Origin of the sequence: Pseudomonas sp. HD6422 (assembly GCF_025377065.1) — a bacterium.
Taxonomy (GTDB): domain Bacteria; phylum Pseudomonadota; class Gammaproteobacteria; order Pseudomonadales; family Pseudomonadaceae; genus Aquipseudomonas; species Aquipseudomonas putida_U.
This window is the reverse complement of record NZ_JAHWIW010000026.1, coordinates 1-13,897: the sequence shown is the minus strand read 5'-3', so window position 1 is coordinate 13,897 and position 13,897 is coordinate 1. Positions and strand designations below refer to the sequence as shown.

Annotated in this window: 9 protein-coding genes; 7 read left to right on the top strand and 2 right to left on the bottom strand. The window is 64.7% G+C overall.

The annotated features are described in order from the left end of the window. Positions 1 to 8: 8 nt before the first annotated feature. Positions 9 to 344 carry a GlpM family protein gene (locus KY379_RS18760; RefSeq protein ID WP_133331853.1) on the top strand — a complete coding sequence of 112 codons (336 nt, stop codon included), beginning with the start codon at positions 9 to 11 and terminating at the stop codon, positions 342 to 344. Positions 345 to 356: 12 nt separating this feature from the next. On the opposite strand, the gene KY379_RS18755 is transcribed toward KY379_RS18760, so the two are convergent. Next, positions 357 to 1,352: an alpha/beta fold hydrolase gene (locus tag KY379_RS18755; protein WP_261241158.1), complete on the bottom strand. Its 996-nt coding sequence runs from the start codon at positions 1,350 to 1,352 to the stop codon at positions 357 to 359. A 196-nt stretch (positions 1,353 to 1,548) separates the two neighbouring features. Between KY379_RS18755 and metR the strand changes: the two genes are divergently transcribed. Continuing rightward, positions 1,549 to 2,466 (top strand): transcriptional regulator MetR, encoded by a 918-nt coding sequence (metR, locus tag KY379_RS18750; protein ID WP_133331855.1) that lies wholly within the window; start codon positions 1,549 to 1,551, stop codon positions 2,464 to 2,466. Here the strand turns inward: metR and KY379_RS18745 are convergent. Next, complete coding sequence (locus tag KY379_RS18745; RefSeq protein WP_133331856.1) at positions 2,450 to 2,863, bottom strand: NUDIX hydrolase; 414 nt, start codon at positions 2,861 to 2,863, stop codon at positions 2,450 to 2,452. The genes metR and KY379_RS18745 overlap by 17 nt on opposite strands. Positions 2,864 to 2,963: 100 nt before the next feature. On the opposite strand from KY379_RS18745, the gene KY379_RS18740 reads away from it, so the two are divergent. The 5 genes from KY379_RS18740 to KY379_RS18720 all read left to right on the top strand — a co-directional run bounded on the left by KY379_RS18740 (position 2,964) and on the right by KY379_RS18720 (position 13,655). After that, entirely contained in the window at positions 2,964 to 7,244 is a 4,281-nt protein-coding gene (locus KY379_RS18740) for a DEAD/DEAH box helicase (RefSeq protein ID WP_261241162.1), read from the top strand. Positions 7,245 to 7,366: 122 nt separating this feature from the next. After that, positions 7,367 to 8,977, top strand: a complete 1,611-nt coding sequence (locus tag KY379_RS18735; RefSeq protein ID WP_261241159.1) for an FMN-binding glutamate synthase family protein — start codon at positions 7,367 to 7,369, stop codon at positions 8,975 to 8,977. A 155-nt stretch (positions 8,978 to 9,132) separates the two neighbouring features. Next, on the top strand, positions 9,133 to 12,270 hold the full coding sequence (locus KY379_RS18730; protein WP_261241160.1) for a transglycosylase domain-containing protein: 3,138 nt from the start codon (positions 9,133 to 9,135) through the stop codon (positions 12,268 to 12,270). Between the two features lie 88 nt (positions 12,271 to 12,358). Beyond that, positions 12,359 to 12,904: a PadR family transcriptional regulator gene (locus tag KY379_RS18725; protein ID WP_133331860.1), complete on the top strand. Its 546-nt coding sequence runs from the start codon at positions 12,359 to 12,361 to the stop codon at positions 12,902 to 12,904. Further along, positions 12,897 to 13,655: a siderophore-interacting protein gene (locus KY379_RS18720; protein WP_261241161.1), complete on the top strand. Its 759-nt coding sequence runs from the start codon at positions 12,897 to 12,899 to the stop codon at positions 13,653 to 13,655. The genes KY379_RS18725 and KY379_RS18720 overlap by 8 nt, the downstream gene beginning before the upstream one ends. Positions 13,656 to 13,897 lie beyond the last annotated feature (242 nt).

Sequence of the window (13,897 nt, the reverse complement as noted above, 5' to 3'; positions counted from 1 at the left end):
TAGACGACGTGGACCTGGTTTTCAAAGCTGCCCTGGGCGCTGGCGTGGTGGTACTGCTGGCGATTCTGTCGAAGACGCGCAACTACTACATCGCGGGCCTGGTACCGCTGTTCCCGACCTTTGCCCTGATTGCCCACTATATCGTCGGCAAGGGGCGCGGCGTGGACGACCTGAAGACCACCATCGCTTTCGGCATGTGGTCGATCATTCCGTACTTCGTGTACCTGGCGACGCTGTATGTGCTGGTCGATCGCCTGCGCCTGGAGGCTTCGCTGGCCCTGGCCACGGTCGCCTGGCTGATGGCTGCGACGGTGCTGGTGACGCTGTGGGTGCGACTGCACTGAGGCAGCGCCGGCCTACAGCCCGGCCAGATGGGTCATGTCCTGCCGGTGCGCTTGCAGATAGGGCAGCACGGCCCCCAGCAAAGGCGCCTTGAACGGCTCCTGGAAGCGATGGGCCAAACCTGGAATCAGCCGCAGCTGGCTGCCCCGGATGTGCGCCGCCAGGTGCACGCCATGCATCACCGGCAGCAACGGATCGGCCGTGCCATGCACCACCAGGGTCGGCACCCGTAGTCGGTTGAGCAACTCGACCCTGCTCGGCTCGGCGAGAATCGCCATGATCTGCCGCTTCGCCCCTTCGGGATTGAACGCCCGATCGTAGGCCTCCGCGGCCTGTTGCAACAGCGCCTGACGATCATCCTGGACCTGGGGACTGCCCAGCGCTGCCAGCAGATCGGCCTGCTGCTCGATGGCCATCTCGCGGTTGGGCGCACTACGCCGGGCCAGTAGGGTGACCAGCGCCGGGGCAGGGGCCGGCAGCCCAGCTGCACCGGAGCTCGACATCACCAAGGTCAGGCTGCGCACCCGCTCAGGCGCCATGGCCGCCATGTGCTGGGCGATCATCCCGCCCATGCTCACGCCCAGCACGTGGAACTGACGGACTTCCAGTGCATCCATCAGGCCGAGGCCATCAGCGGCCATGTCGGTCAGGGTGTAGGGCGCAGCCACCGGCAGCCCCAGCTTGTAACGCAGCAGTTCGACGGTGAGGTTGGCCCCCGGTGGCGGCTGGTTCCAACGCGAAAGACCGACGTCGCGATTGTCATAGCGGATCACCCGGAAGCCTTGGCGGCACAAGGCCTCGACCACGTCGTCGGGCCAGTGGATCAACTGTCCGCCCAGCCCCATCACCAGCAGCAATGCCGGGTCACGGGGCGCGCCCACGCTCTGATAGACCAGGCTGACTGCGCCCACCTCGGCACGTTGCACCGTGACAGAGGTGTCGCAACGCTGTTCGGCGAACGCCGTGCAGGTGCTGAACAGAAAGAAGACAAAAGCAAGTAAAGCCCGCATGAAAAAACACCAGAATGCAGATCCCCAGTAGATCGGGAGTCTGATGAATTCCCGACGGTCGCGCTGCCACAGTTCAGTGACAGTTTGGTGACCGCTGCCGAGCGGTCAGCGACAAGCACCTGTCGACAGCGCCGCCAACATGAGGGAAACTCAACTTATCCCGTCTATCACCCTATTCTTGTTCCCGGAGTCAGCCGTGCTGGAGATGCGCCACCTGAAAACCCTTCATGCCCTGCGCGAAGCCGACAGCTTGGTGGAGGCCGCCGAGCGCCTGCACCTGACTCAGTCGGCGCTGTCGCACCAGTTCAAGGAGCTTGAAGAGCGTCTGGGCCTGCCGTTGTTCGTGCGCAAGACCAAGCCGATCCGCTTCACCAGTGCCGGGTTGCGCCTGCTGCAATTGGCCGACGCCACCCTGCCGCTGCTGCGGGGTGCCGAACGCGACATTGCCCGGCTGGCCGGCGGCACCGCCGGACGCCTGCACATGGCCATCGAATGCCACAGCTGCTTCCAGTGGCTGATGCCGACCATCGACCAGTTCCGCGACGCCTGGCCTGAGGTCGAGTTGGACCTGGCCTCGGGCTTCGCTTTCGCCCCCCTGCCCGCCTTGGCTCGCGGCGACCTGGATCTGGTGGTGACGTCCGATCCCCTGGACCTGGCAGGCATCACTTACGTGCCGCTGTTCACCTACGAAGCCATGCTGGCGGTGGCCAACCAGCATCCGCTGGCGAACAAACCCTACATCGTGCCTCAGGACCTGATCGACCAGACGTTGATCACCTATCCAGTGGAACGCGATCGCCTGGATATCTTCACCCGGTTCCTCGAACCCGCCGACATCGAGCCGGCTGCGGTACGCACCTCGGAACTGACGGTGATGATGATGCAGTTGGTGGCCAGCGGCCGTGGCGTGTGCGGCATGCCGCACTGGGCATTGCACGAGTACAGTTCGCGCGGCTACGTGAAAGGCAAGCGCCTCGGCGAAAAAGGCCTGTTCGCCACACTCTACGCAGCGGTGCGCACCGACATGCTCGATGCGCCGTACATGCGCGACTTCCTGCTGACCGCCAAGGACACCTCGTTCGCCACCCTCGACGGCGTCAGCGCAGTGCGCTGATGGCCTGGCGGTACAACGGAAGGATCAGGTCACGGGTCAGTGGCGCCAGCTCCAGGGCCGGCACCTGATCGGGGGCCAACCAGAACACTTCCTCGATTTCCGCAGCGGGGGTGACCACGGCATCGGTCTCGACCCGATACAACTGCGCCTGTACCTCGAAACCCGGCTCGTTGGCCGCAGGGGCGCTGAACTGGCCCAGATGGACAGCCTGGGCCGGGTCGATGCACAGGCCGAGCTCTTCGTGCAGCTCGCGCGCCAGGGCCTGGACTGCCGTCTCCCCTGCATCGATCTTGCCACCGGGTTGCATGAAGGCCTGGGTGCCGCGCTTGCGTACCAGCAGGGTGCGACCTTGAGAGTCGATCAGCAGGGCGGCGGCGATGCGAATGGTGTTGGGCATGAGGAGCTCGCTGGACAGAAGTGAAGAGGCGCAGCAGTCTACCGTGATCCGCGACGAACGGCCCCTTGCTAAAACCGGTCGTTCCCACCATAACCACTCTATGAACCTGCCAGCTCACCAACACCCGGTGCTCGAGCTGTTCCACCCAGCCGTCGGCGCCTGGTTCCGTCGCCATTTCGCCACGGTCACCGACGCCCAAGCCCGCGCCTGGCCGCTGATCCATGCCGGCCAGTCGATGCTGCTCGCCGCCCCGACCGGTTCGGGCAAGACCCTCAGCGCTTTTCTCGCGGTCCTGGACGAGCTGTTTCGCCAGGGCTTGGCCCACGGCGGCGAGCTGCCCGCACGCACCCAGGTGGTCTATATCTCGCCGCTCAAGGCACTGTCCAACGATATCCGCTTGAATCTGCAAGCCCCGCTGGAAGGCATCGGCCAGGTCCTCACCGAGCAAGGCCTGCCGGCACCCCACATCACCACCGCGGTGCGCACCGGCGATACTCCGCAGAAGGAGCGGGCCGCCATGCGCAAGCTGGCTCCGCACATCCTGGTGACCACTCCTGAATCGCTGTATGTGCTGATGGGATCGGCCTCCGGTCGCCAGGGGCTGGCCGACGTGCGCACGGTGATCGTCGACGAGATCCACGCCTTGGCCGGCAACAAGCGCGGTTGTCACCTGACATTGACCCTGGAGCGCCTGCAAAGCCTGTGCGGCCGACCGCTGCGGCGCATCGGGCTGTCCGCCACCCAGCGCCCGGTCGAACGGGTGGCGCAGTTTCTGGTTGGCCAGCAACGGCCATGCGCGATCGTCGACGTCGGCCATGCGCGCCAACGCGACCTGGCCATCGAGGTACCACCTGTACCACTGGGCGCGGTCATGGCCACCGATGTCTGGAACCTGGTGTACGACCGCCTGGCGGCCCTGGCCCGCGAACACCGCACGACGCTGGTATTCGTCAACACCCGCCGCCTGGCCGAGCGCCTGACCCGCCACCTCAGCGACCGTCTGGGCAAGGACGCAGTCGCCGCACATCACGGCAGCCTGGCCAAGGAGCTGCGTCTGGAGGCCGAACAACGCCTGAAGAATGGCCAGTTGCAGGTGCTGGTGGCGACCGCTTCGCTGGAGCTGGGCATCGACATCGGCGATGTCGACCTGGTCTGCCAGATCGCCTCGCCGGGCTCGATTGCCGCATTCCTGCAGCGCGTCGGCAGGTCCGGCCACCAAGTCGAGGGCATTCCCAAAGGGCGCCTGTTCCCCACCTCGCGGGACGACTTGATCGAATGCGTGGCGCTGCTCGACTGCATCGGCCGGGGCGAACTCGACCAGTTGCACATTCCCAAGGCGCCGTTGGACGTGCTCGCCCAGCAGATCGTGGCCGAGACCAGCAACCAACCCTGGGCCGAGCAGGCGCTGTTCGATTGCCTGCGTCAGGCCACCCCGTACGCCGACCTTGACCTCGCCCACTACCAGGCTCTGTTGCACATGCTCGCCGAGGGCTACAACGGTCGCCAGGGCGTGCGTAGCGCCTACCTGCACCGCGATGCCGTCAGCGGCATGCTGCGCGGGCGCCGGGGCAGCCAGCTGACCGCCTTGACCAGTGGCGGGACCATTCCCGAAACCGCCGACTATGCCGTGCTACTCGAACCCCAGGCGCTGAACATCGGCAGCGTCAACGAGGACTTCGCCGTGGAGAGCATCGCCGGCGATATCTTTCAGCTGGGCAATGCTTCTTACCGCATCCTGCGCGTGGAGCCAGGGCGCGTGCGCGTGGAGGACGCCCACGGGCTGCCGCCGACCATCCCATTCTGGCTTGGCGAAGCACCGGGGCGCAGTGACGAACTGTCCGCCGCCGTGGCGCGGCTGCAGGCTCGCCTCGATGAGCAGTTGACACTGGCCGGTGGCGACTGCGCGCAGGTGCTGGCCTGGCTGCAGGCGACCTTCGCATTGGGCGAGGACAGCGCCAGCCAACTGCTCGACTACCTGGGGCGTACCCGCGAAGTGCTCGGTGCCCTGCCGTCCCAGCAAACCTTGGTGATGGAGCGCTTTTTCGACGAGTCCGGCGGTACCCAGCTGATCATCCATTCGCCCTACGGCAGCCGGATCAACAGGGCCTGGGGGCTGGCCTTGCGCAAGCGCTTCTGCCGCACCTTCAACTTCGAGCTGCAGGCGGCAGCCAGCGAGGATGCGATCGTCTTATCGCTGTCGACCAGTCACAGTTTCGAACTGGATGAGGTGTGGCGTTACCTGAACAGCCGCAGCGCCGAAGCCATTCTGATCCAGGCGCTGCTCGACGCGCCGTTGTTCGGCGTGCGCTGGCGCTGGAACGCCGCCGTGGCCATGGCCTTGCCGCGCTATGTGGGCGGTCGCAAGGTGGCGCCGCAGATCCAGAGGATGAAAAGCGAAGACCTGATCGCCGCGGTGTTCCCCGACCAGATCGCTTGCCTGGAAAACCTCGCCGGCGAGCGGGAGATTCCCGAACATCCCCTGGTGGAACAGACACTCGACGATTGCTTGCACGAAGCGATGGACAGCGAAGGCTGGCTGGCCCTGTTGCGGCGCATGGAGCGTGGTGAAGTGCGCCTGCTCAGCCGCGACCTGCCCGCCCCTTCGCCGCTGGCCTCGGCCATTCTCAATGCGCGTCCCTATGCCTTCCTGGACGATGCGCCGCTGGAGGAGCGGCGCACCCAGGCGGTGCTCAACCGGCGCTGGAACGAGGTGCACAGCGGCGACGATCTGGGCGCGCTGGATGCCGATGCGATCGCTGCCGTGGCCATGGAAGCCTGGCCACAACCCAACGGGGCGGATGAGATGCACGAAGCCCTGATGAGCCTGGGCGCTATCAGCCAGGATGAAGTCCAGGCCAACCCCAGCTGGGATCTGCTACTGCGGCAACTGGCCAAGGGCGGACGTGCCCTGCGTCTGGCGCAACACAAACTGTGGCTGGCCCGTGAGCGGCAGAACCTGTTGCAGGCGCTATATCCCAACCTGCCGATGGAGCCCGCGCTGGAGCTGCTACCTGGTTTTGACCAAGTCATCGACCCCGACACCGCACTGTGCGAACTGCTGCGCGCGCGCCTGAGCGGACATGGCCCCATGACCCTGACGCAGATTGCCGCGCCGTTGGGCAAATCCGGACCTGCAATCGAACAGGCTCTGGCTCGCCTGGAAGCCGAAGGCTATGTGCTGCGCGGCCATTTCACCCCAGGACAGGCCAATGTGCAGTGGTGCGAACGCCACCTGTTGGCGCGCATCCATCGTTACACGGTCAAACGCCTGAGGCGGGAGATCGAACCGGTCAGCCTGCAGGACTTCATGCGCTTTCTCTTCGACTGGCAGCATCTGGCCGGCGCCGAGCGCTTGCGTGGGCCTCAGGCGGTGGCCGAGGTGCTGGGCCAGTTGCAGGGTTTTCCCAGTGCGGCGGGAGCGTGGGAGGCCGAGCTGCTGCCAGCACGAATCGCCGACTATAGCCCGCATTGGCTCGATGAGGCCTGCCGCAGCGGCCAGTTCAGCTGGTGTCGGCTGGCGACGAGCGTGTCCAGCAGCACCTTGTCCAGTACACCGCTGGTACTGCTGCCAAGGGAACACCTGGGCTATTGGCGCAGCCTCGCTCCGGCTGTCGCGCCGGACACTCTGGGCGCCCGGGCGCAACGTGTGCATGGCGTATTGCTGGAGCAAGGGGCGTTGTTCTTCGATGAACTGAGCCAGGAGGCCCACCTGTTGCCCAGCGAGCTCGAAACCGCCCTGCAGGCGCTGGTCGGTGCCGGGCTGGTCGGTGCCGACAGCTTCAGCGGCCTGCGCAGCCTGATCACGCCGGCGGCTAAACGCTCATCGCGCAATAGCCGGCGCGGCCACGCGCCACTCGCCAGCAGCATGGCCCACGCTGGGCGTTGGGCCCTGCTGCGCCGGGGTTCAGGTACGCTGGACGAGCAGCAGCGGTTGGAGCATATCGCCCATGCGCTGCTGCGCCGCTATGGGGTGATCTGCTGGCGGCTGTTGGAGCGCGAAAGCGATGTACTGCCGCCCTGGCGCGACCTGCTGCGCTGCTATCACCGTCTGGAGGCACGCGGCGAGATCCGCGGCGGGCGCTTCATCGCTGGGCTGGCTGGCGAGCAATTCGCCCTGCCGGAGGCCGTCGGCTTGCTCAGGCAGGTCCGTCGGCGCGCGCCCGACGGCGCACTGACGGTAATCAGCGCCAGTGATCCCTTGAACCTGGTCGGCTCATTGCTGCCTGGGACGAAGGTTCCGGCAATCGGCGGCAACCGCTTGCTGTACCGCGACGGGCTGCCAGTGGCGACACGGGTTGCCGGGCACTACGCCTACCTGGTCGACGCACCGCCCATTGAACAGGAGAGCTGGCGGCAGAAGCTGCTGCGCGACACGCTTTGAGCCCTTTCATCCGCGAATGATTTTCGCTACCGCGATTTTTAATTTTCAACCGCCGCCCATCCCGGCTATGGTCGGGGTTTGCCCAGGCCCTGAGCCTGACCGAGCCATCGCAAGGACCCTGTATGAGCCTGTCACTTCTCAGTCGCTATGCCGTCTTCGCCGCCTGTGTGTTGTTCACCCTGGCCAGTCTGCCGCTGTTGCACCACGAATGGCTGTGGCCCTTCACCCTGACCACCGGCGTTCTCAGCCTGATCGGCCTGTTCGACCTGCTGCAGACCCGCCACGCGGTGCGTCGCAACTATCCGATCCTCGGCAATATCCGCTACCTGGTCGAAGGCATCCGCCCAGAGATCCGCCAATACCTGCTCGAGGCTGATAGCGAGGCCTTGCCGTTCTCCCGCGCGCAGCGCTCGTTGGTGTACGCGCGGGCCAAGAACGAAGGGGCGGACAAGCCCTTCGGTACCCTGATCGACGTGTACCAGTCGGGCTTCGAGTTCATCGGCCACTCCATGCGGCCGGCCCCGCTGTCCGACCCGGCGAGCTTTCGCATCATCATCGGCGGGCCGCAGTGCACCCAACCTTACTCGGCCTCGATCTTCAACATCTCGGCGATGAGTTTCGGCGCCCTCAGCGCCAACGCCATCCGTGCCCTCAACGAAGGCGCCAAGCTCGGCAACTTCGCCCACGACACCGGCGAGGGCAGCATCAGCCCGTACCACCGAGAACACGGCGGTGACCTGGTTTGGGAACTGGGCAGCGGTTATTTCGGTTGCCGCACCGCCGATGGGCGATTCGACCCACAGCGCTTCGCTGAACAGGCGCGCAACCCCCAGGTGCGGATGATCGAGATCAAGATGAGCCAAGGCGCGAAGCCAGGCCATGGCGGCATCCTGCCCAAGCACAAGGTGACTCAGGAAATCGCCGAGACCCGTGGCGTGCTGATGGGCGAGGACTGCATTTCGCCTTCGCGCCACAGCGCGTTTTCCACACCGGTCGAGATGATGCACTTCATCGCCCAACTGCGTGAGTTGTCTGAAGGCAAGCCGGTGGGCTTCAAACTGTGCCTGGGCCATCCCTGGGAGTTCATGGGCATCGCCAAGGCCATGCTCGAGACCGGCATCCTGCCCGACTTCATCGTCATCGATGGCAAGGAAGGCGGCACCGGCGCAGCACCGGTGGAGTTCACCGACCACATCGGCGTACCGCTGCGCGAAGGCTTGCTGTTCGTGCACAACACCCTGGTCGGCCTCAACCTGCGCGACAAGATCAAGCTCGGCGCCAGCGGCAAGATCGTCAGCGCCTTCGACATCGCCAGCGTACTGGCCATCGGCGCCGACTGGGCGAACTCGGCGCGTGGCTTCATGTTCGCCATCGGTTGCATCCAGTCGCAAAGCTGTCATACCAACAAGTGCCCGACCGGCGTGGCCACCCAGGACCCCCTGCGCCAGCGTGCGCTGGTGGTGCCGGACAAGGCGCAACGGGTGCTGAACTTCCACCACAACACCCTGCGCGCACTGGCCGAAATGCTCGCTGCGGCAGGGCTGGAGCACCCGGCGCAACTGGAGGCCAAGCACCTGGTGCGACGCGTGTCGGCCACCGAGATCAAGCTGTTCTCGCAGATGCATGTGTTTCTCAAACCCGGCGAGTTGCTGACCGGCGAGATCGACGGCGAGTTCTATTCGCGGATGTGGCACATGGCCCGGGCCGACAGTTTTGAGCCAAACGCGTGGTGAGCCTCGGGAACGTGAGATCAACAGCCTGCGCGCACGGCATGCTGGCCACGCCTGACGAATAGACCTGCGGGGGCTTCGACAAATTTTTCACCTCATCTGGCGACCGTCTAAGCTTCAGTCAAGCAAGACGAAAACACCTGGCCGGATTGAAGACTATGGGCGCACTGTGGCAATCGGAACCAAGCAGAACGGAAGCACCCACGACACCTCAGGCCGAAGCGCCACAGCCCAAGTCACCCCGTCAGCGCCGGCTGTGGTGGCGGCTGATCCTGCTGATCCTGCTGGTGGCGTTCGTCGCCATCGGATTCGCCGCCTATGACGAGTTCCGCACCTCGGAACTGCAGTCGCGCGAGTTCAGCCGCCTGGCCAGCACCCTGACCTACTCCCTGGAGCCTGGCCCCAGCGATGCCATCGTGTACCCCGGCGAAGGCCCGTTCGACAAACGCCTGGGCTACAGCGCGCTGGGCGAATTTCTTCCGCGCCTGCTCAAGCGCGACTACCTGATCAGCGACCAAGTCAAGTTTTCACCGGCCCTGATGAGCTATGTCGAGCACGGCCTGTTCCCACCCTTCATCGAGAAAAGCCAGGCGGGCCTGTCGATCACCGATTGCCGAGGCGAATCGCTCTACCAGTACAATTACCCGCAGCACGTCTACCCCAATTTCGCCGCCATCCCGCCAGTGATGGTCAACAGCCTGCTGTTCATCGAGAACCGCGACTTGCTGGACGCCCAGGACCCGCGCAACAACCCGGCAGTGGACTGGCCTCGTTTCGCCAAGGCTGCCTACAGCCAGGTCGCCAAGTACCTTGCCCTGCCTGGCCAGTCTGCCGGGGGCAGTACCCTGGCGACACAACTGGAGAAGTACCGTCACTCGCCCGACGGCCTGACCGTCTCGGGCGCCGAGAAGATTCGCCAGATGATTTCCGCCAGCGTGCGCGCCTATCAGGGCGGCCCGGACACCACCGAGGCACGCCAGCGCATCGTCCGCGACTACCTCAACAGCGTGCCGCTGTCGGCGGTGCCGGGGCACGGCGAGGTGCATGGCATGGCCGAAGGCCTTCGGGTGTGGTACGGCGCCGACTTCGACAAGGTCAACCAGGCCCTGACCTCGACCGCCAGCGACGCCGAAAGCATGGCGGCACGTGGCCTGGCCCTGCGCGAGGTGCTGTCACTGATGATCGCCCAACGTCGGCCGTCTTATTACCTGTCCAAGGGCCGCATCGACCTGGCCGAACTCACCGACTCGCACATTCGCGTGCTGGCCGCCAACCATGTGATCGACCAGCCGCTGGCCGACGCGGCACTGGCCAGCAAAGCGGTTTACCGCGACTGGGTGGCCCAGCCGACCATCGTCCCGATCGTCACCAACAAGGGCATCAGCCTGGCCCGCAACCGCCTGGCAGGCATGCTCAACCGACCTCTCTACGACCTCGACCGCCTCGATCTGTCAGCCACCAGTACCTTGCAGGCCGACCTGCAGGTGCAGGTCAGCCAGTACCTGAGAAACCTCGCCGACCCCGAGTTCGCCGGGCAGTTGGGGCTGATCGGCGAGCGCCTGCTGACTGCCAAGACCACGGACAAGGTGAGCTACAGCTTTACCCTGTTCGAGCGCACCGCCGATGGCTCACGGGTACGGGTGCAAACCGACAGTACCGACCAGCCCTTCGATATCAACGAAGGCAGCAAACTAGAGCTCGGTTCGACCGCCAAGCTCCGCGTGCTCACCACCTACCTGGAAATCATCGCCGAGCTGCACGACAAATACGCCGGCAAGCCACCTGCCGAGTTGAAGAAGGTCGAGGTCGCCGACCTCGATCGCATCACCCAGTGGTCGCTGGAGTGGCTGGCGCTCAACAGCAAGAACCAGAGCCTTGACGCCATGCTCGACGCGGCGCTCGAACGCAAATACTCGGCCAACACCGGCGAAGCGTTCTTCACCGGTGGCGGCATGCACGTGTTCAACAACTTCCGCAAAGAGGACAACGGCCGCAACCCGACGCTCAAGGATGCCCTGCGCGAATCGATCAACCTGCCCTTCATCCGCCTGATGCGTGACCTCGTGCGTTACGTCACCTACCAGCAGCCGTACAACCGAGTACCGCTGCTCAAGGATGATTCCGATCCACGCCGCCAGGAGTACCTGGCGCGCTTCGCCAACAAGGAAGGCAGCACCTACCTGATGCGCTTCTGGAGAAAATACCAGCGCAAGACTTCCCAGCAGCGTCTGGATACCTTCCTCGACAGCATGCGGGTCACGCCGCAGCGACTGGCTGCAGTGCACCGCTACCTGTTCCCGGAGGCCGGGCAGGACACCTTCAACGCCTTCGTTCGTGCACACAGCAAGGACGACAAGGCAGCCCAGGCCAAACTCACCGACAGCCGCCTGGTGGAGATGTACGACGCTTACGGCCCAGGCAGGTACAATCTGCCCGACCAGGGCTTCATCGCCAAGGTCCACCCGCTCGACCTCTGGCTGCTGGGCTACCTGCTGAAGAACCCCAGCGCCACCCTCACCGAAATGCTCAACGCCAGTTACTTCGAACGCCAGGAGGTCTACGGCTGGTTGTTCAAGAGCCGCCACCAAGGCGCACGCGACAGCCGCATCCGCACCATGGTCGAGATCGAAGCCTTCACCGAGATCCACCAACGCTGGAAACGCGTAGGCTACCCCTTCGACCACCTGGTGCCCTCATTGGCCACCGCCATTGGCAGTTCCGGCGACCGCCCTGCCGCCCTCTCCGAGCTGGTCGGCATCATCCAGAACGATGGCGTGCGCCTGCCGACGCTGCGCATCGACACGCTGCACTTCGCTGCCAATACGCCTTATGAGACCAAACTGATCAGCGATCCGGACCGGGGTCAGCGCATCTTGCCGGTGGAAGTGGCGCGGGCTCTGAAAGGTGCGATGTCGCAGGTGGTCGATGCCGGTACCGCGCGGCGTATTTCCGGCAGTTTCAAGCTGCAGGACGGCACCCCGCTGGTCATGGGCGGCAAGACCGGAACCGGCGATAACCGTATCGAGAGTTTCGGCGCCGGCGGTCGGTTGATCGGCTCGCGTTCGCTCAACCGGACCGCCACGTTCGTGTTCTACCTGGGCGACAACCACTTCGGCACCCTTACCGCCTTCGTCCCAGGCAGAAGCGCCGAGGCCTTCACGTTCACCTCGGCGCTGCCGGTGCAAGTGCTCAAGGGCATGGCACCGATCCTCATGCCCTATTTGCAACCTGGCAACCCGAACGAATGCAAACCGCCCCAGGTGGCGATGCATTCGGCCAACCCATCGAAAAGCTAGATGATAATCATCAGCATTCCGAGGCTTGTGTTTAGATATATCTTGAGTAATATCTTCCGATATATCTAAACACACGGAGCCTCTGCCCATGCGCGACCCTTACGCCCATGACCCTCTGGAGCGCCGCCCAGGGCGGGGTGAGCGCGGCCCTCGGGTCTTCGCCCCTGGCGACCTCAAGCTGCTGATCCTGTCGATGCTGGCCGAGCAGCCGGGACACGGCTACGACCTGATCCGCCAAATCGAAAAACTCTTCGATGGCAGCTACAGCCCTAGCCCGGGGGTCATTTATCCCACCCTCAACTTCCTCGAAGAAGCCGAGTTGATCAGCGGCCAGGTGCAAGGCAGCAAACGCCTGTATGGCATCACCGATGCTGGCCGCCAGGCTCTGACCGAACAGGCCGTCGCCCTGGATGGGGTGCGCATGCGCATCGATGTCAGCAAGCGAGCCCTGCGTGGGCATGACCGTCCGCCAGAAATCCACGAGGCGGTGGGCAACCTCCGCCATGCCCTGCACATGCACAGTGGCCACTGGACCCCCGAAGAAATCGAACGGGTCCGTGGCCTGCTCAACGAAACCGCCAAGGCCATCGCCTCCGGGCCAGCCGCACCCGTCACGGAGATCCCCCATGAGTGACACCATTCATCGCGTCAACCACGAAATCCGTCGCCGTCGCCTGCAAGTGCTGCGCGTCACCGATCTGACCCCGCGCATGCGCCGTATCACTTTGGGCGGCCCCGAGCTGCAGGGTTTCATCAGCCTGGGCAGCGATGACCACGTCAAGCTGCTGTTTGCCGAAACGCCTGAGCAACAACAGGCCCTGGAGGCAGGCGGCCTGGGCCGGGACGGCGGCGTGCGGCCGACCATGCGCGAATACACACCGCGACGAATCGACCTTACGATCAACGAGCTGGACATCGATTTCGTACTGCACGGCGACGGCCCTGCCTCGACGTGGGCGGCCCAGGCGGCTCCGGGGCAGGAGTTGAACATCGCCGGACCACGGGCCTCGATGGTGGTACCGGATATCTTCGACAGCTATCTGCTGATCGGCGACGAAACCGCCATTCCGGCCATAGGTCGGCGCCTTGAGGAACTGCCCGCGGGCCGCAAGGTGCTGGCGGTAATCCAGATCGAGGACGACCAGGAGCGCCAGCCGCTACCAAGCCAGGCGCAGCTCGAGGTGCTCTGGGTGAAACGTGGGGAGAACCTGCTGGCGCTGATCGAGTCGCTGCCTCTGCCCGATGGCAAGTTGTATAGCTGGGTGGCCCTGGAGAAATCCCTGACCCGCCAGGTCAAGGCGCTGCTGCTGGACCGGGGCGTGGCGGACGACGCGCTCAAGGCCGCAGCTTACTGGCGCGCCGATGGGGTGGCCGACGACGCGTGAGGCATCGGTGCCCGTAGCGGCTTCGCCGGCTGACCTGCACCCGCGGTGGACCGCTACACACTTGGTTCTTCGCGGGGTGTCGGGGAGTTGGTTTGGTTTGGCTTGGCTTGGCTTGGCTTGGCATTTAGATCGTGAGTTGATCCATTGTGTGTAGCGGCGCTACTAGCCCCTTCCGCCTTTACGGCGGGTCCCTTTTGTCTTGGTGTATGGACCGGACACATGGTGGACACATGTACGGGGAC

What these genes read in the sequence shown, in the direction of transcription:
- KY379_RS18730 (WP_261241160.1), top strand. Translation starts at nt 9,133, where the DNA reads ATGGGCGCACTGTGGCAATCGGAACCAAGCAGAACGGAAGCACCCACG.
- KY379_RS18745 (WP_133331856.1), bottom strand. Translation starts at nt 2,863, where the DNA reads ATGCCCAACACCATTCGCATCGCCGCCGCCCTGCTGATCGACTCTCAA.
- KY379_RS18735 (WP_261241159.1), top strand. Translation starts at nt 7,367, where the DNA reads ATGAGCCTGTCACTTCTCAGTCGCTATGCCGTCTTCGCCGCCTGTGTG.
- KY379_RS18740 (WP_261241162.1), top strand. Translation starts at nt 2,964, where the DNA reads ATGAACCTGCCAGCTCACCAACACCCGGTGCTCGAGCTGTTCCACCCA.
- KY379_RS18755 (WP_261241158.1), bottom strand. Translation starts at nt 1,352, where the DNA reads ATGCGGGCTTTACTTGCTTTTGTCTTCTTTCTGTTCAGCACCTGCACG.
- KY379_RS18725 (WP_133331860.1), top strand. Translation starts at nt 12,359, where the DNA reads ATGCGCGACCCTTACGCCCATGACCCTCTGGAGCGCCGCCCAGGGCGG.
- KY379_RS18720 (WP_261241161.1), top strand. Translation starts at nt 12,897, where the DNA reads ATGAGTGACACCATTCATCGCGTCAACCACGAAATCCGTCGCCGTCGC.